We start from the raw sequence: 15,374 nt of genomic DNA on the forward strand, positions 1-15,374 counted from the left end.
AGCGAAGTGATGGATGATTTACTTGAAAAGGTCAAAGCAAATCTGATAATTTCTCATAATGAGGATGATGAATTAATACAAGTATTTATCACATCAGCAATCGTTTATGCAGAGAGTTATCAACATTTAACGGCGTGTTTTTACAAGGAAAATTCAATTCCTGCAACAACCGAACAAGCGATTATTATGTTGTCATCACACTTTTATGAGAGTCGGGATGGTTCAACGGGTGGCTTTTACGCAGATAACGTGAATGCTAGTGCGCAAGTTTGGCATACGGTTAATCTATTGTTGAGATTAGATAGGCGGTGGCAGTTATGAGTTTTGGGAAGATGAATCAGCGAATTGAAATCAGGCATAGTTCGCCTTCAAAAGATTCGAATGGTTTTCTTGTTTCGAATGATATGGTACTAGCAACAGTCCGAGCCTATCAAGAAAATCGACACGGGAATGAAAAGTGGGCCAATATGGCAACTTTCTCAACTGCGACATCACTTTTCAGGTTTCGGATGTTACCAGATTTAGAAGTGACGGATAAGATGGCAATTGTATCTAGCAATGAACGTTTTCAAATCTTGTCAGTAGAAGATGTGCGTCATCGTGGGATGTACTTGGAAGTTTTAGCTGAAAAAATCGAAGGGAGTAAAAAGTAATGGCCAATGTTCAATTGAAAATGCCAGATGACTTTTTGCTTTCACTATCGAAATTGGAAGGCAAGACAGATGGGATACTTTCAAAAGTTTTGAAAAGCGGTAGTCGCATAGTTGAATCAAAAGTCAGGAATAATCTGTCGCTTGCCATTGGTAAAGGGACTAAGATACCTAGTCGCTCAACAGGAGAACTTGAACGAGCGCTTGGTATTTCACCCCCCCTTCAAGACAGAAATGGTAATTGGCATATCAAGGTTGGCTTTTCTGAGCAGAGAAGTGATGGCACATCAAATGCCATGATTGCGAATATGATTGAGTATGGCAAACATAATCAACCTGCGAAACCATTCCTCAAACCTGCCAAGTCACAGAGTCGAAAAGCCTGTATTGAGGCGATGAAATCAAGATTACAACAGGAGATTGATGGCATATGAGTATTTTATCTGAGCTGAATACGTTACTTGAGGAATTATCAATCCCTGTGGCAGTCGGTGTGTTCAGTGATGTGCCACCAAATGAATATTGTGTTCTGACACCTCTTGCGGATGTTTTTGAAGTGTTTTGTGATAATGCACCGCTGTTTGATCATCATGAAGTCCGATTATCATTGTTTTCAAGAGGTAATTATCTCTGGCTTAAAGAAAAAATTACGACAGCCTTGTTGGAGGCAGAATTTACAATCATAAATCGATTTTTTATCGATTATGAAAATAATACAGGCTATTACCACATAGCGATTGATGTCGCTAAATATTATGAAATGGCGGAGTAAAGATGGCAACAGTAGGATTAGATAAACTTTTTTATGCAGCAATCACGGAGGTAGCTACAACTGGAGATGAAACTTATGGGATACCAGTTATGCTTGCGAAAGCAATGACGGCAGAATTATCAGTGGAACTTGCGGAGGCAACGCTTTATGCGGATGATGGGGCGAGTGAGGTTGTTAAGGAATTTAAAAATGGAAAACTGACACTTGGCGTTGATAACATCGGTCGAAATATTGCACAAGCACTTACTGGTGCAGCGACTGATGATAATGGTGTCTTAATTTCAGCTAGTGAAGATGGTGGCAATCCAGTTGCGATTGGCTTTCGTGCTAAAAAATCAAATGGCAAGTATAAATATATTTGGCTTTACCGAGTTAAATTTGCCGTACCCTCAACGAGTCTTTCAACTAAAGGTGACAGTATTACATTTTCAACACCATCAATTGAAGGAACGGTCATGCGTAGAAACAAACTTGATAAGCAAGGCAAGCATCCGTGGAAAGCTGAAGTTGATGAAGGAGATAAAGATGTCTTACCTGCAACAATTAACGCATGGTATACCTCAGTTTATGAACCGAATTTTAAATAGGAGGACTAGAAAATGGCGGAAGAAAGAAGTGCAATCATCACGATTGGCGATGAACAGTTTGAATTGATTTTGACCACTAAGGCTACCAAACAGATTGCAAAACGCTACGGCGGTTTAGAAAATCTAGGCGAGAAGCTGATGAAGTCTGAAAACTTTGAAATGGCACTTGATGAGATTATTTGGCTGATAACAATTTTAGCGAATCAATCGGTCTTAATTCATAATCTTAAAAATAAGGAGCAGCCTAAAGACCTTCTGACAGTGGATGATGTAGAATTGTTGACTTCGCCACTTGATTTAGCGACCTATAAATCAGCTATTACCGAAGCAATGTTTAAAGGTACGAATCGAAACATCGAAAGTGTTGATACAGGAAAAAACAAAATGGGCGTGTAAGTGATGAGATCGTATTTACACGCCTTTACTATTATGGGACAGTTCAAATGAGAATGAGTTCAGATGATTTCTGGACTTGTCCACTAGGATTATTCTTGGATTTATGGGAGTGTCACAAGCAGTATGTTGGCATCAGTGAGCCAAAGATTGAGCTATTCATTGATGATGTCATACCGAACGGCATCTGAAATCTGGTATAATAAGACTACTAAGAAACATAGGAGGAATTGTTTTGTCAGATAAAGAAGAATTAGTATCAAATAATAATGGGTCAAATACAGATTATAAAGATTTACTTAAAAATATTGGTCAAGTTGTTAAAACACGTAGAAGTAAGGCAATTCAAGCTGTTAATATTGAACTTTTGCAGATGAATTGGTCTATTGGACAATACGTTGTTGAGTTTGAGCAAAAAGGGCAGGAAAAAGCTATCTACGGTAAAAGTCTTATGGTAAATTTATCTAAGGATTTAACTGCTCTTTTAGGAAAAGGTTTTTCAAAATCGAATTTATTTAAAATGCGAGAGTTTTATATTCGATTTCCGAAATTCCAGACAGTGTCTGGAAAATTAAGTTGGTCACATTATTTAGAGATAATTTCCATTGAGGACGAGTTAGAACGTCAATTCTATATGGTTGAAACAGTCAAAAACCATTGGGGTGTAAGAGAATTACGTAGACAGATTGATTCTGCATTATTCCCAAGATTGGCATTATCTAAAGATAAAGAAGGGGTTTTACAACTAGCTAAAAAAGGAGTTGTTGAAACAACTCCACAAGATATTGTGAAAAATAATTATGTTCTTGAATTTTTGGGTATACCTGAAAAAGAACGAGTAAAGGAACATGATTTAGAAACGGCGCTTGTTAAGCATTTAGAAGAATTCTTACTTGAGCTTGGTAAAGGTTTTGCGTTTATCGGGAGACAAGTTCGTCTAACGATTAAAAACACTGATTATTACGCAGATTTAGTATTTTATCATGTTATTTTAAAACGCTATGTTATCATTGATTTAAAAGTTGGAGAAGTGAAGCATGGGGATATAGGTCAGATGAATCTTTATCTTGGTTACTATGCCTTGGATAAAAATAATGAAGATGACAACCCACCTATTGGTATCATTTTAGGAGCTGATAAAGATGATACGATGGTAGAATACGCTACCTATGGTATGGATACAGATTTGTTTGTTTCAAAGTATCAACTTTATTTACCAGATATAGCACAACTGAGAAAATTAGTACAATCCGAATTTGAAGAATAAAATAGAAAATAATTGATAAAGCAAGGAATTATGCAAGCATACCTTGCTTGTTTTATACCTAAAATTTAAGGAGGGAGGTTCAGATGGCTGATAGTTTTGGTTTAAAGATAGGTGTTGAAGGCGAAAAAGAGTTTAAAAACTCACTTCGAGATATTAACCAATCCTTTAAAGTACTGGGTTCTGAAATGAAGCTTGTATCCTCAGAGTTTGACAAGAATGATAAAAGCATCAGTGCAGTATCGACCAAAAATGCTGTCTTGAATAAATCTATTGATGCTCAAAAGGAAAAAATCACTACCCTTGAGAGCGCGTTGAAGCATGCGTCTGAAAGTTTTGGAGAAAACGATAAGCGGACTCAAAATTGGACGATTCAGCTGAATAATGCCAAAGCCAGTCTTAATGGTATGGAGAAGGAGTTAGACGAGACAACTGAAGGGACTGATAACCTCGGGAAAGAAATCAAAGAAACAGCTGATGAAACTGAAAAATCTAGTTCTAAGTTTGAAAAATTTTCAGGGATTTTGAAAGGACTCGGTATAGCTGTTGGTGCAGTAGCGGTCGCGGCTGGAGCTGCTGCTATCAAACTAGCTAAGGATGTTGTTTCTCAGTTTGGCGAACTTGAGCAAAACCTTGGAGGCTCTGAGGCTGTGTTCCAAAATTATGCCAGTCATATGCAAAAGATAGGTGAGGATGCTTATAAAACGATGGGTGTTTCTCAAAGTCAGTACCTTGCGACTGCTAATAAAATGGGGGCTCTCTTTCAGGGGTCAGGAGTTGATGTTCAGAAATCAGCTGAATTGACTGAGAAATCCATGCAACGTGCAGCAGATATGGCCTCTGTTATGGGGATTGATATGCAAGTAGCACTTGACTCCGTTGCAGGAGCTGCCAAGGGCAACTTTACCATGATGGACAACCTTGGGGTTTCTATGAACGCGACCAATATCGAGGCATATGCTTTAGCGAAAGGACTTGATTTCACATGGCAAACAGCAACACAGGCTGAAAAAGCAGAAGTTGCCATGCAGATGTTCTTTGAAAATACAGAACAATATGCTGGTAATTTCGCTAAAGAAGCGACTCAGACTGTCTCAGGATCTATCGGCTTACTTCAAGCTGCCCTTGGCTCATTTACAGCAGGATTGGGTAATGCGGATGCTGATATGCAAAATCTGACTGGCAACATGGTCGAGGCTTTTCAAGCAGTTATCAAAAACATTGTGCCAGTGATTGAAAATATTGTTAAAGCACTGCCTCAAGCTGTTCAAGCAATTTTAACAGCAGTTGGTGACTTGCTTCCAACACTTTTAAAAACTGTGACCACACTATTTGCATCTGTATTGGCAACACTTCTAGCATTGTTGCCTAAATTAATACCTGTTGCTGTCAATGCAATCTTAACGATTGTTAAAACTTTGATTGAAAATTTGCCGCTCATTATTGAGGCGGCTTTTATATTAGTGACCACTTTGATATCTGGTTTAGCAGAAGCTTTGCCAGAATTAATTCCGACAGCAGCAATAGCGATTATTACAATCGTTAAAGCGTTGATTGAAAATCTTCCGATGATACTGGATGCTGCTTTGCAGCTCATACTTGGATTAGCTGAGGGGTTGATGACTGCGATTCCAATGTTGGTTGAAAGTTTACCTACGATTATCACGGCATTAGTCGAATTTCTTATCAACTCAATCCCATTGATTATCGACACAGGCATCCAATTATTGACAGCTCTTGTCACGGCTTTGCCAACCATCATTGAAGCTATAGTTGTTGCTATTCCTGTGATTATTGAGAATGTCATCACAGCGATTATTGGTGCTATTCCTCAGTTGATTGATGCAGGTATAAGACTACTCGTTGCTTTGATTGGCGATTAATCTCAGAAAACTGATGGTAACCTGTCGGATATAGAAAAAAGCAGGCTAGAACAATCAAAATTGATTGGATTAGCTTGCTTTTTATTTTAGTGACTGTGGACTTTTGTCCCAGCCTCTTATTATGTTCATTCAAAGCGTTTCAAGTCTATTTCTGTGCGTTCTCTGCATTTCAACTAATTCTTCCTGTTTACTTTCTAACAGCCTAATTGCCTTATCCTTAGCTTCAAAAAATTCAGCTTCATTTCTTTCAAGCCTATATTTCACTTCATCATCTAGTATATCCTGTGACAAAGCATATTCATAAGCATTATCTTGAATACGTTGAAATTTTCGTGCAGCAGTTTCAATCTGTTCTTCACCAGAAAAGATTTCTTTTCGCAAGCTATTTTCTTCATCTTCAAACTGTTCGACTAAATATCGTTTATCCATTTACTTTATACTACCTGCACCGTCTTTATAATAGTTATAAGCCCTTATCTGCTTAACCTTTGTATTCATAGCAGTACCTGCTTTTCCTTTCAAACCTGATTGAGTTCGGAGAGATAAGCTTAATAAAGCACTTTTCTTTAAATTACTATCCCCCTTAATCGTTGATTTAGATCGATTTTCCAATAGCCAAAGGTCTTTTTTGACTGAAGCAGACATTAATGTACCTGCTGTGTTTTTGGCAAGTTCTTTTGCCTTTTCCTCTAAAAATTCAAACATCGTCACTCCTTATCATCGTTAAAATCCAAATGTATTCGCCAATGCTTTATCTTGTGCCACTCGGTTAGCTACAACTTTTTTAAGCGTCTGCTTTAAGTCGGTCAATTCTTTAATTTCAGCAGTTAATTTGCGACTCACATTATCAACCTCTGCTTGATTGATATGGTGTTCTGGTTGAAGTTGTCTTTCATAGGCTTCAGATTCCACATCATAAGAATCCAGAATCCAAGACCAAGTTGACATCGTTGCTTCTAAATTGCGGTCATAAATCTCTCGAACGTCTTCAACCAAATGATTATTTACTTTTTCAATTCTCTTAAGGGCTTCAATAGCTTCATCAATAAAAGTAGTCCCTGCAGAACTTAAATCACTATCTAAAAATATTTTTCCAAAGCTAGAAACACCACCACTACCGGCAATTTTAATTTTTCCTAAGCCAGACATTTTTAATATGCTAGTATGACCGAAAATACTTTTAGCATTTTTTGATGATTTCATATACTTAGAAAGTCCAGAAATATCTTTACTCGAACCATAACTACCGTATATTTTGAGATATTCTTTTATTCTTTTTTCAGTCTCGGCTTCAATAGCCAAAGAAGGTGCATTTTTATCTCTACGATTATAAGCCCATTTCCTAGCAGCTTCAGCTACCTGTGCTTTAGTCATATTCGGCGCAAAAATACCGTCTTTGGCAAGAGCGTCTAAATCTAAATAATCGCCTTTCCAGTATTTTGCAAGTGTGTTGTGTCCGTTGAAACCTATACCACTTATTGAATTTACATCTCCATACTTGTGGTCTCGACCAGAACCATCAGCCCAAGAATCATTTTGATAGCGGACTAACATTTCTGGATGTTTCTTTAACCATTCTTTTTCTTTAGCGGTCAGTGTGTCAAATTGATTGTAGCCCCAATCATCAAAACTGGTTGTTTTAAAGCCGTATTTTGCCCCATATTCGGCAGCCATTTTCATCATATAACCAGCAGATTGGCTAAAACCTGCGACATCAGTAATTGTACCGTTATTTTTAGCAATTTTTTTCTGTGTTTCATTTAGAAACTTTTTAGCAGATTGATATTCTCCTGAAAGACCACCCAAAGCGCCAAGTGCCGTATCAAATCCGTCATCTCCTGTTTCGCCTGGCATATTTGTACCAGCATATACCACGCAAACATTGTTGTAATCGGGTTTACCATTTACGACTGGGGCAAGTGCTAAGGCATTTAATTGGTTGTTTTTGTCACTTTGAGATTTATTGACAACTTGGTATTTGACTGGTTTACCATTGATTTCCAATTCGAATGTTTTATCTACTTTTACAGTTTTAACTGTATCCTTTGTTGCATCAATCGCTTTTGCTAAAATTTCTTTTGTGATTTTGTTACTCATAGTTTATCTTTCTAATATTTTTCTTCATGAACCTCTAAATTATAAATAATTTTTGCATTTGGACTACCTTCCTTTGATTTCTTAATTCCTCCATATTCCTTTATGTCATGATTTTCTGTATCACTTGCATTATACATACCTACATTAACTATCACGTCCATATCAGAATCCATATTTTTTAAAAACCAATCTTCAAAAACATACTTTTCTAACTCATCATCATATCTCATTTCTTCATTCAAATTAAAATCCATTCTGAAATACTTTTTTTCTGAGGCATATACTTTGACATCACTAAAAGCATTGTACGCCCTACCATTAAATTTATTTAAGGGTACTAATATTCCCCAGTCAACACCAACACCGTCCCATTCAATTTTTTCAATACCTTCATAGTTTTCAACCATGTAATTCGTTACGTATTTTTGAATTTGTTTAACCCCGTCTTGATATAACTTTTCTTCTGCTTTTTTGTGTATATAAGTTTTTCCTCCAAAGCCAACTATCGCAAGAATTAAAATCCCTACTATCGCTATGATTACTTTTTTCATCTTTAACCTTTCTACATTTCATCTAGAATATATCAATTATGAATGGGAATCAAAAAGTTTCTGTTGTGATTTCGTTACTCATAGATTACCTTTCTAATATTTCAGCTCATGAACCTTTAAACTATAAATAATTTTTGCATTCGTACTACCGTTTTTTGATTTTTTGATACCCTCAAATTCCCCACGATTAGCCCAAGCCTCTTCGTCAAATTCATACTCATTTTCCCCAGTAGAAGTTTTACCGATTGGTTTAAGACCTGCATTATAGATTTCTGACTTAACTGACTCATCCATATTATAATCCAAATTTTTGAAAAAATAATCTTCAAAAATATATTTCTCCAACTCATCATCGTATCTCATTTCATCACTCAAGTTAAAGTCCATCTTAAAATATTTTTCTTCCGAAGCATAAACTCGAACATAACTAATAACGAAATTACCAAACATCGAACCACCAAAGATAGGAGAATTGCGCCACTCAACACCAACACCCTCCCATTCAATTTTTTCAATACCCTCATAGTTTTCAACCATGTAGTTCGTTACGTGATCTTGAATTTGTTTAAATCCGTCTTGATACAACTGTTCATCTGCTTTTTTGTTCATGTAACCCTTTCCTTTAAATCCAATTATCGCAAGAATTAAAATTCCCACTATCGCTATGATTACTTTTTTCATCTCGAACCTTCCCACCCTTCATCTTATTACAAGAGGGGGTCTTAACGCATATTATATCAAATTATTTACTGTTTATCGTAAAAAGAAAATAAAGTAATCTATCTCTAATCGCAACTATAAAATTATCACGTACAAAAAATAGACTATACAGTACTTTTGTTCGGAACGAAAACAAAAAAGTACTGTATGGTCTATTTCTGCCAATCCATAGCCATTTTAACCCAACAAACCCTTATCTATCACGGTGGTAGGGCTTGTTATACCACCGTAAGCGATATAGCCAAAATTTGAGAAAAGTTCAGGCATATCAAGCCGTATAAGCATTATTAGTCAAAAACGCTCATAGCGAAAATTCGAGCAAAACCCAATTAAACATTGGTCAAATTAGTAACATTTGTTCGTAGCCAAAATCAATGTTTTATATAATTTAACTCTTAAAAGAGGGGAAATTAGCCAACTACGGTATAATGAACTTATACAATTTACTGTTTGGCTGTTCATTTTAAGTTTAGTGGCAAAGGGTGATGTCATTAATCAAATCAATGTATCGACTGAAGGGATTTTGATTAGTGGGAATAAAGTCCATATTACCGGCACAACCACAATTGATAGCGGAGTGATTACATCAGCGATGATTGCGACTGCAGTAATCACAAATGCAAAAATTGGAGATGCGACAATTTCAAGTGCTAAAATCGCAAGTCTGGATGCAGCGAAAATCACAACAGGTACCTTGTCGGCTGCACGGATTGCCTCTAATTCCATTACAGCTGACAAGATAGCAACGAATATCCTGACCACAATTACTGCGAGTGCGTCTATCCGAATTACAGGGTCTAGCATTGGCTACTATGATAACGGTAAACTTGTGACACAAATTGACTCACAAGGTATCACGATTCGGCGTAATGAAACATTGGTCGGCATAATCGGTGCGAACAGTCTGTCGGGGCATAATGAGTGGCGGGGGCTTGACTTTGATTTAGATTATGCGGCGGAGTATATGACTTGGGCACACAAAGATACTTCAAATGCTTCTACCTATACAATGAAATTAACATGGTATGCCAAAAAACTTCAAAATGGGATGAGCAAAGGGTTTCATTTTGATGACGTTGTCTATTTTGGTGATAAAGTTGATGTTTCATATTCGGACGGCACAGAACGGCACGTGAGATTTACATTGACTAATATTTCAGGTCAATTTGAAACGATTCAATCAGGTGGAGGTACGGCAGGGATTGTCTTTGCAGGAAGTAATCTATATTTGTGTGATGACGGTGTCTATGTTGATTTTGGGATAATCCGTGAAATCTGTAAAAAACTTGCGGGTAAGAGTATCGCTTTACCAACAGGCTTTAATAGTAATGGTACGGCGACAGGGTGGTATAATGCACAAGCATTTAACAATTGGACCCAATGTAATTAGGAGAAAGGTTTTATATTGGCGGGAGCTACCCACTAATATAAATATAAGAAAGAATGGCAAATAATCCAGATGAGATAAACCTAACGAATGAGCAGAAATTTGTACCAGAAAAACCGATTGCCAATCGCACAGATATGGTGGAATTGCTTATTTTAGTAGTGGATGATTTATGCTTGAAAATAGGAGCATTAAAGGAGCAGGTCGATTATGATAACTTTGAAAAATAAAGATTTAATCGCAGTCTGTCAGCTTTTAAAGCAGACCGAGTTATTGTTGAAGGTCAGTCGTATTCGGACAAAGCTAGTCAAACTCATTCAAGTCAAAATAGAAGATTTCTACAAGGATGAGCTTGAACTAGTAGAAAAATTTGGTAAGAGAAATGAGACAGGGGAGCTGCTGGAAACAGATGGCTCCTTTACTTTGGTCACTGACACTGCTCAAACCTATCATCATGAAAAAGCGATATTACTTGATGAGGAAATTCAGATTGATGTAGCAGAACTAAAGGCCAAGCTCCCAATACTTATTGAAGCTTTTGAAAATAGTGATATGACAGTATCGGGAGATGAAGCAGAAACATTAGATTTACTGATGGAGAAACTAGAAGAAGAGGAAACATAGAAATGAAAGAAACATGGACATGGATTCAATTATCGCTTAGTGCCATAGGCGGTTTTATTGGTTGGTTTTTAGGAGGATTTGACGGTTTGTTATATACACTAGTTGCCTTTGTAGTCGTAGACTATATCACAGGTATTTTGCGAGTAATCGCAGATAAAAAGTTGTCAAGTAAAATTGGCGCTCATGGTATTACAAAGAAAATGATGATTTTCTTGCTTGTAGGTGCAGCGCATTTACTTGATGTGGAAATCATTCGAAATGGTAATGTTTTACGAGATGCGGTGGCTTTTTTCTACATTTCAAATGAAGGTATTTCACTTTTGGAAAATGCGAGTAAAATTGGCTTGCCTATTCCACAAAAATTAACGGATATTTTAGAACAATTACATGATAAAACGGAGGACAAATAGATGGTAAAATTAATGATTATTGCAGGACATGGCGCAGGACATGGTGCAGGAGATTCGGGTGCAGTTGGTAATGGGTATAGTGAGGCAGAACGTGTGAGGGTTCTTGCAAGTAAAATGAAAGAACTCGGTGGTGGGGATGTAGCGCTTGGTAATATTACCAGAAATTACTATGCGGATGATGGTATCTCAAATTTGAGTCTTTCTGGTGACACACAAATTATTGAACTTCATTTGGATAGTGCCGGCCCAACAGCTAGGGGTGGTCATACTATCATCAAAAGTGGTATCGGAGGTTCAGATAGCTATGATCAAGCAATTGCTAATTATCTAGCTCAAGTGTTCCCTGGTCGTGCGCAGACTATTGTGGAGAGAGATGACCTAGCAAATCCGAACAGAGCCTATGCTAGAGGGTATAGTTATCGTTTGGTAGAAGTTTGTTTCATTACCAATTCGGAAGATATGCAGAAATTCAATAGTCATATTGATGACATTGCTAAAGGATTACTTGGTTGTTTTGGGATTGGTGTAGGCTCTACAGCTCCCTCAGTGTCACCAAGCGCACCAGATTTGAATGGTATTGCTAGACAAGTTATTGCAGGTCATTTCGGAAACGGAGAAGATCGTAAGCGCAATCTTGAAGCAAGGGGCTATCATTATGCTCAAGTACAGGCCAAAGTCAATGAGTTACTAGGTAGTGGACTAGTTTCAAGCCCAGCAGTTGATTTGAATGCAGTAGCAGATGCAGTGATCCGTGGGGAATATGGGAATGGCGACACTAGACGCCAACGCCTTTCAGCTGCTGGTTATGATTACAATGTTGTTCAAGCACTCGTTAATCAAAAATTAGGATAAGCAAAGAAAGCCTGTAAGGATGTTCGGACATTCTGACAGGCTTTTTTGTTTACGCAACTTTTAACCTATATTTTTTGACTGTTACTTAGGAGGCAAAGCACAGGAACGATACTGACAAAGAAAAAATCAAAAAAACTACGCCAACATGGCTTAGGCTATAAGCGAGTAGCGAAGACGCTCAATATTTCTGTAGATACAGTCAAATCATTTTGTCGGAAAAACAAGCTCTCTGGTATGATGGCAAAACCTAAAGTTGATGAGGTTGACTGTTGTAGACAATGTGGTGATATTATGATGCAAGTGGAAAAGAAGAAACCACTCAAGTTTTGTAGGGACGACTGTCGTAAACTTTGGTGGCAACACCATCGAAGTGAGTTAAAGAAAAAGAAAGCTTGCAAGATTATCTGTCAACATTGTGGCAAAGAAGTCATGGCATATCGTTATGAAAACAGAAAATACTGTTCACACCAATGTTATTGTGCAGAACGTTTTAAAGAGGGAGAGTGAGATGCCAAAACAAGAAATTAAAGCTGATATGTTTTATCACCTCTCTTTATCTGTAGCTAAGTCTATGCTTGAGAGTGGCGCTATTTCTCAGACAGATTATCAAAAAATAGATACCCTTCTTCTTGACAAATACCATCCCTATTTTGGGGAATTATTATCGCCTAATGCCTTGACTTTGTAGGCATTTAGAGTGATATATGGTAGTGGAAAGAGAGGTAGCATATCATGAAAACGATACAAAAAATTGACTCGATACAGCCACAAATTCGAAGGCGAAAACGAGTGGCGGCTTATGCCAGAGTATCCAAAGAAACGGATAGATTGCATCATTCTTTATCAGCACAAGTTAGCTATTACAGCACGCTCATTCAAAACAATCCTGAATGGCAGTATGTAGGTGTTTATACAGATTTTGGCATTTCAGGAACGACAATGGATAAGCGAGCCTCTTTAAAAAATTTACTGGCAGATTGTGAACAAGGAAAAATCGACATTATCTTAACAAAATCGATTTCTAGGTTTGCGAGAAATACAGTCGACTTACTTAAAACAGTCAGACATTTGAAAGAGCTTGATGTTGAGGTTCGATTTGAAAAGGAGAAGATTCACTCTTTAAGTGGAGATGGTGAGTTGATGCTTTCAATCCTAGCCTCCTTTGCTCAAGAAGAAAGTCGTACCATTTCAGAAAATATCAAATGGTCACTGCGCAAGAAACGAGAGAATGGTACAGGGGGTATCAGGTATGGTCGGGTCTTTGGTTATGCGTATGATGGTCACAATTATCAGATAGTCCCCACAGAGGCAAAAATTGTAAAAGAGATTTATAGGCAATATCTTTCGGGTCTTGCCATGAACAAAATTGTAGAACAATTAGATTTTAAGAAGTTTACAACGGTGGCAGAAAAGTCCTTTAGCATTTGTCAAATTAAAGCTATTCTGACTAATGAGCTCTACATTGGAGATCGGAAACTTCAAAAATTTTATGTTTTCGACACTATCTCAAAGCATAAGAGAAGGAATCATGGTGAGTTGGACCAATACTACATGACAGACTGTCATGAACCCATCATTAAACGAGAATTGTTTGAGAAGGTACAAATCGAATTGGTACGTAGGCAAGTACTTATTAATCCGAGGTATTGTTTCAGCAGTAAAATCAAGTGTCAAATCTGTGGCAAAAATTTTAGTAGAAGGAGCCACAAGAAAAATAGTCATAAAGCAACTTTATGGCAATGTACATCAAGAAAAAAATCAAAATTGGGATGCGAAAAAATAGAGCTTGATGAGGTTGAGTTGAAACATATTTGTGCAGAGATTTTAGACCTAGCCATATTTGATGAGGCTATATTTGCGAAAGAGATAAAAAGTATACAGGTTCTCAATGAGGCACATCTAGTATTTGAATTTTACGGAAGGGATAAAAAATTATGGTCAATCAGATAATAAAAATACCGGCTACTCGTCATCCACATACTTCAAGGTCAATCACTAATCACAGGAAGAAAAAGGTCGCAGCTTACGCCCGTGTTTCGACTGACAATGAAGACCAAGTGACAAGCTACGAAGCACAGATTGATTACTACACGACTTATATCAAAGGGCGTGCAGATTGGGACTTACGCAGACGAAGGGATTACAGCTACCAATACGACAAAGCGTGTGAGCTTTAAACAGATGGTCACGGATGCCTTGGCAGGTAAAATTGATTTAATCGTAACCAAATCCGTTAGTCGATTTGCCAGAAATACAGTTGACAGTCTGACAACGGTTCGCCAATTGAAAGAACAGGGGATTGAGATATATTTTGAGAAAGAGAATATCTGGACTTTTGATTCTAAAGGCGAGTTACTTATCACAATAATGAGTTCCTTGGCTCAGGAAGAAAGTCGGTCCATCTCAGAGAACTGTACATGGGGACAAAGAAAACGATTCGCAGATGGCAAAGTAACCGTTCCCTTTGGTCAATTTCTGGGTTATGATAGAGGCGAAGATGGCAATCTGGTTTTGAATCAAGCACAAGCTATTACGATTAGAAAGATTTTTGGCTTATTTTTTAAAGGCTTATCCTTGTATGGGATTGCGAAACAATTATCAAATGAAAAAATATTGACGCCGGGAGGCAAAGCCATATGGAATGCGAATACGGTTAGAAGAATTCTTACAAATGAAAAATACAAAGGAGATGCCTTACTTCAAAAATCATATACAGTTGATTTTTTGACCAAGAAGAAGAAAGTGAATGAGGGAGAAATTCCACAGTATTATGTTCAAGGCAATCATGAAGCGATTATTTCCTCCGAAGTGTTCGATGCAGTTCAAAGACAATTAGCAGTTAGAAGAAAAGACAATGGTCACTCTAGTCGTGTCAGCGTATTTTCAAGCAAATTGAAATGTGGTGATTGTGAGAGTTGGTATGGTTCTAAAGTTTGGCACTCAACAGACAAGTATCGCCGAGTCATCTGGCAATGTAATCACAAATTTTCTGGAAAGAAAAAGTGCCAAACACCACATTTTGATGAAGCAGAAATTAAGCAGATATTTATTAATGCCGTCAATAAATTGTTTTCAGATAAGCATGACATTATTGAAAACTTCAATGTCATCAAGGGAGAATTATTCTCAACTGAGGAACTTGAAAAGAAACAAAAAAAGCTAGAAAATGAGGCTATGGTAATTG

General features: G+C 37.3%; 21 protein-coding genes and 1 pseudogene. 17 read left to right on the forward strand and 5 right to left on the reverse strand.

Annotated elements, in window-relative coordinates; genetic code table 11:
• The first annotated feature begins 9 nt into the window (after window positions 1-9).
• From ACYQ21_RS06085 to ACYQ21_RS06125, 9 genes are all read left to right on the forward strand, one after another.
• Window positions 10-321: a head-tail connector protein gene (locus tag ACYQ21_RS06085; RefSeq protein WP_460056428.1), complete on the forward strand. Its 312-nt coding sequence runs from the start codon at window positions 10-12 to the stop codon at window positions 319-321.
• A gap of 11 nt (window positions 322-332) precedes the next feature.
• A complete protein-coding gene (locus ACYQ21_RS06090; RefSeq protein WP_460056430.1) occupies window positions 333-653 on the forward strand; it encodes a head-tail adaptor protein in 321 nt (106 codons plus the stop codon).
• The gene (locus tag ACYQ21_RS06095) at window positions 653-1,084 is read left to right on the forward strand and encodes an HK97 gp10 family phage protein (protein ID WP_460056433.1); all 432 of its coding nucleotides are present in this window, start codon (window positions 653-655) and stop codon (window positions 1,082-1,084) included. The genes ACYQ21_RS06090 and ACYQ21_RS06095 overlap by 1 nt, the downstream gene beginning before the upstream one ends.
• On the forward strand, window positions 1,081-1,422 hold the full coding sequence (locus tag ACYQ21_RS06100) for a hypothetical protein (protein ID WP_460056435.1): 342 nt from the start codon (window positions 1,081-1,083) through the stop codon (window positions 1,420-1,422). The genes ACYQ21_RS06095 and ACYQ21_RS06100 overlap by 4 nt, the downstream gene beginning before the upstream one ends.
• 2 nt (window positions 1,423-1,424) lie before the next feature.
• Window positions 1,425-2,009: a major tail protein gene (locus ACYQ21_RS06105; RefSeq protein WP_460056437.1), complete on the forward strand. Its 585-nt coding sequence runs from the start codon at window positions 1,425-1,427 to the stop codon at window positions 2,007-2,009.
• A gap of 12 nt (window positions 2,010-2,021) precedes the next feature.
• Window positions 2,022-2,405, forward strand: a complete 384-nt coding sequence (locus ACYQ21_RS06110) for a hypothetical protein (RefSeq protein WP_460056439.1) — start codon at window positions 2,022-2,024, stop codon at window positions 2,403-2,405.
• A 47-nt stretch (window positions 2,406-2,452) separates the two neighbouring features.
• Window positions 2,453-2,593, forward strand: coding sequence for a hypothetical protein (locus ACYQ21_RS06115; protein ID WP_460056441.1), 141 nt, complete (start codon window positions 2,453-2,455; stop codon window positions 2,591-2,593).
• A gap of 44 nt (window positions 2,594-2,637) precedes the next feature.
• Entirely contained in the window at window positions 2,638-3,669 is a 1,032-nt protein-coding gene (locus ACYQ21_RS06120) for a PDDEXK nuclease domain-containing protein (protein WP_460056444.1), read from the forward strand.
• A gap of 83 nt (window positions 3,670-3,752) precedes the next feature.
• Window positions 3,753-5,549, forward strand: a complete 1,797-nt coding sequence (locus tag ACYQ21_RS06125; RefSeq protein WP_460056446.1) for a phage tail protein — start codon at window positions 3,753-3,755, stop codon at window positions 5,547-5,549.
• Between the two features lie 129 nt (window positions 5,550-5,678).
• Here ACYQ21_RS06125 and ACYQ21_RS06130 read toward each other — a convergent pair whose 3' ends face one another.
• The 5 genes from ACYQ21_RS06130 to ACYQ21_RS06150 all read right to left on the reverse strand — a co-directional run bounded on the left by ACYQ21_RS06130 (window position 5,679) and on the right by ACYQ21_RS06150 (window position 8,878).
• Window positions 5,679-5,978 (reverse strand): hypothetical protein, encoded by a 300-nt coding sequence (locus tag ACYQ21_RS06130; RefSeq protein ID WP_460056449.1) that lies wholly within the window; start codon window positions 5,976-5,978, stop codon window positions 5,679-5,681.
• On the reverse strand, window positions 5,979-6,254 hold the full coding sequence (locus ACYQ21_RS06135) for a hypothetical protein (RefSeq protein ID WP_460056451.1): 276 nt from the start codon (window positions 6,252-6,254) through the stop codon (window positions 5,979-5,981).
• An 18-nt stretch (window positions 6,255-6,272) separates the two neighbouring features.
• Entirely contained in the window at window positions 6,273-7,646 is a 1,374-nt protein-coding gene (locus ACYQ21_RS06140) for a hypothetical protein (protein WP_460056454.1), read from the reverse strand.
• Between the two features lie 11 nt (window positions 7,647-7,657).
• On the reverse strand, window positions 7,658-8,197 hold the full coding sequence (locus tag ACYQ21_RS06145) for a hypothetical protein (protein ID WP_460056456.1): 540 nt from the start codon (window positions 8,195-8,197) through the stop codon (window positions 7,658-7,660).
• A gap of 93 nt (window positions 8,198-8,290) precedes the next feature.
• On the reverse strand, window positions 8,291-8,878 hold the full coding sequence (locus ACYQ21_RS06150) for a hypothetical protein (protein ID WP_460056459.1): 588 nt from the start codon (window positions 8,876-8,878) through the stop codon (window positions 8,291-8,293).
• 511 nt (window positions 8,879-9,389) lie between these two features.
• Here ACYQ21_RS06150 and ACYQ21_RS06155 point away from each other — a divergent pair.
• The 8 genes and pseudogenes from ACYQ21_RS06155 to ACYQ21_RS06190 all read left to right on the forward strand — a co-directional run.
• The gene (locus ACYQ21_RS06155) at window positions 9,390-10,307 is read left to right on the forward strand and encodes a hypothetical protein (protein ID WP_460056463.1); all 918 of its coding nucleotides are present in this window, start codon (window positions 9,390-9,392) and stop codon (window positions 10,305-10,307) included.
• A 53-nt stretch (window positions 10,308-10,360) separates the two neighbouring features.
• Complete coding sequence (locus tag ACYQ21_RS06160; protein WP_460056465.1) at window positions 10,361-10,534, forward strand: hypothetical protein; 174 nt, start codon at window positions 10,361-10,363, stop codon at window positions 10,532-10,534.
• On the forward strand, window positions 10,515-10,928 hold the full coding sequence (locus ACYQ21_RS06165) for a DUF1617 family protein (protein WP_460056467.1): 414 nt from the start codon (window positions 10,515-10,517) through the stop codon (window positions 10,926-10,928). Before ACYQ21_RS06160 ends, ACYQ21_RS06165 begins: the two co-directional genes overlap by 20 nt.
• A 2-nt stretch (window positions 10,929-10,930) precedes the next feature.
• A complete protein-coding gene (locus tag ACYQ21_RS06170; RefSeq protein WP_460056470.1) occupies window positions 10,931-11,338 on the forward strand; it encodes a phage holin family protein in 408 nt (135 codons plus the stop codon).
• Window positions 11,339-12,190: an N-acetylmuramoyl-L-alanine amidase gene (locus ACYQ21_RS06175; RefSeq protein ID WP_460056472.1), complete on the forward strand. Its 852-nt coding sequence runs from the start codon at window positions 11,339-11,341 to the stop codon at window positions 12,188-12,190.
• Between the two features lie 508 nt (window positions 12,191-12,698).
• Complete coding sequence (locus ACYQ21_RS06180; RefSeq protein WP_460056474.1) at window positions 12,699-12,878, forward strand: SHOCT domain-containing protein; 180 nt, start codon at window positions 12,699-12,701, stop codon at window positions 12,876-12,878.
• A 44-nt stretch (window positions 12,879-12,922) separates the two neighbouring features.
• Window positions 12,923-14,140, forward strand: a complete 1,218-nt coding sequence (locus ACYQ21_RS06185) for a recombinase family protein (protein WP_460056477.1) — start codon at window positions 12,923-12,925, stop codon at window positions 14,138-14,140.
• Window positions 14,125-15,374, forward strand: a pseudogene (locus ACYQ21_RS06190) (recombinase family protein); the annotation flags it as partial. The gene ACYQ21_RS06185 and the pseudogene ACYQ21_RS06190, both read left to right, overlap by 16 nt.

The organism is Pseudolactococcus yaeyamensis (assembly GCF_054658615.1).

Excerpts from the sequence above, each read along its gene's own strand:
- ACYQ21_RS06185 (WP_460056477.1), top strand. The coding sequence starts at position 12,923 with ATGAAAACGATACAAAAAATTGACTCGATACAGCCACAAATTCGAAGG.
- ACYQ21_RS06170 (WP_460056470.1), top strand. The coding sequence starts at position 10,931 with ATGAAAGAAACATGGACATGGATTCAATTATCGCTTAGTGCCATAGGC.
- ACYQ21_RS06125 (WP_460056446.1), top strand. The coding sequence starts at position 3,753 with ATGGCTGATAGTTTTGGTTTAAAGATAGGTGTTGAAGGCGAAAAAGAG.
- ACYQ21_RS06090 (WP_460056430.1), top strand. The coding sequence starts at position 333 with ATGAATCAGCGAATTGAAATCAGGCATAGTTCGCCTTCAAAAGATTCG.
- ACYQ21_RS06105 (WP_460056437.1), top strand. The coding sequence starts at position 1,425 with ATGGCAACAGTAGGATTAGATAAACTTTTTTATGCAGCAATCACGGAG.
- ACYQ21_RS06150 (WP_460056459.1), bottom strand. The coding sequence starts at position 8,878 with ATGAAAAAAGTAATCATAGCGATAGTGGGAATTTTAATTCTTGCGATA.
- ACYQ21_RS06110 (WP_460056439.1), top strand. The coding sequence starts at position 2,022 with ATGGCGGAAGAAAGAAGTGCAATCATCACGATTGGCGATGAACAGTTT.
- ACYQ21_RS06160 (WP_460056465.1), top strand. The coding sequence starts at position 10,361 with ATGGCAAATAATCCAGATGAGATAAACCTAACGAATGAGCAGAAATTT.
- ACYQ21_RS06115 (WP_460056441.1), top strand. The coding sequence starts at position 2,453 with ATGAGAATGAGTTCAGATGATTTCTGGACTTGTCCACTAGGATTATTC.
- ACYQ21_RS06165 (WP_460056467.1), top strand. The coding sequence starts at position 10,515 with ATGATAACTTTGAAAAATAAAGATTTAATCGCAGTCTGTCAGCTTTTA.
- ACYQ21_RS06095 (WP_460056433.1), top strand. The coding sequence starts at position 653 with ATGGCCAATGTTCAATTGAAAATGCCAGATGACTTTTTGCTTTCACTA.
- ACYQ21_RS06175 (WP_460056472.1), top strand. The coding sequence starts at position 11,339 with ATGGTAAAATTAATGATTATTGCAGGACATGGCGCAGGACATGGTGCA.
- ACYQ21_RS06100 (WP_460056435.1), top strand. The coding sequence starts at position 1,081 with ATGAGTATTTTATCTGAGCTGAATACGTTACTTGAGGAATTATCAATC.
- ACYQ21_RS06130 (WP_460056449.1), bottom strand. The coding sequence starts at position 5,978 with ATGGATAAACGATATTTAGTCGAACAGTTTGAAGATGAAGAAAATAGC.
- ACYQ21_RS06140 (WP_460056454.1), bottom strand. The coding sequence starts at position 7,646 with ATGAGTAACAAAATCACAAAAGAAATTTTAGCAAAAGCGATTGATGCA.
- ACYQ21_RS06085 (WP_460056428.1), top strand. The coding sequence starts at position 10 with ATGGATGATTTACTTGAAAAGGTCAAAGCAAATCTGATAATTTCTCAT.
- ACYQ21_RS06145 (WP_460056456.1), bottom strand. The coding sequence starts at position 8,197 with ATGAAAAAAGTAATCATAGCGATAGTAGGGATTTTAATTCTTGCGATA.
- ACYQ21_RS06180 (WP_460056474.1), top strand. The coding sequence starts at position 12,699 with ATGCCAAAACAAGAAATTAAAGCTGATATGTTTTATCACCTCTCTTTA.
- ACYQ21_RS06135 (WP_460056451.1), bottom strand. The coding sequence starts at position 6,254 with ATGTTTGAATTTTTAGAGGAAAAGGCAAAAGAACTTGCCAAAAACACA.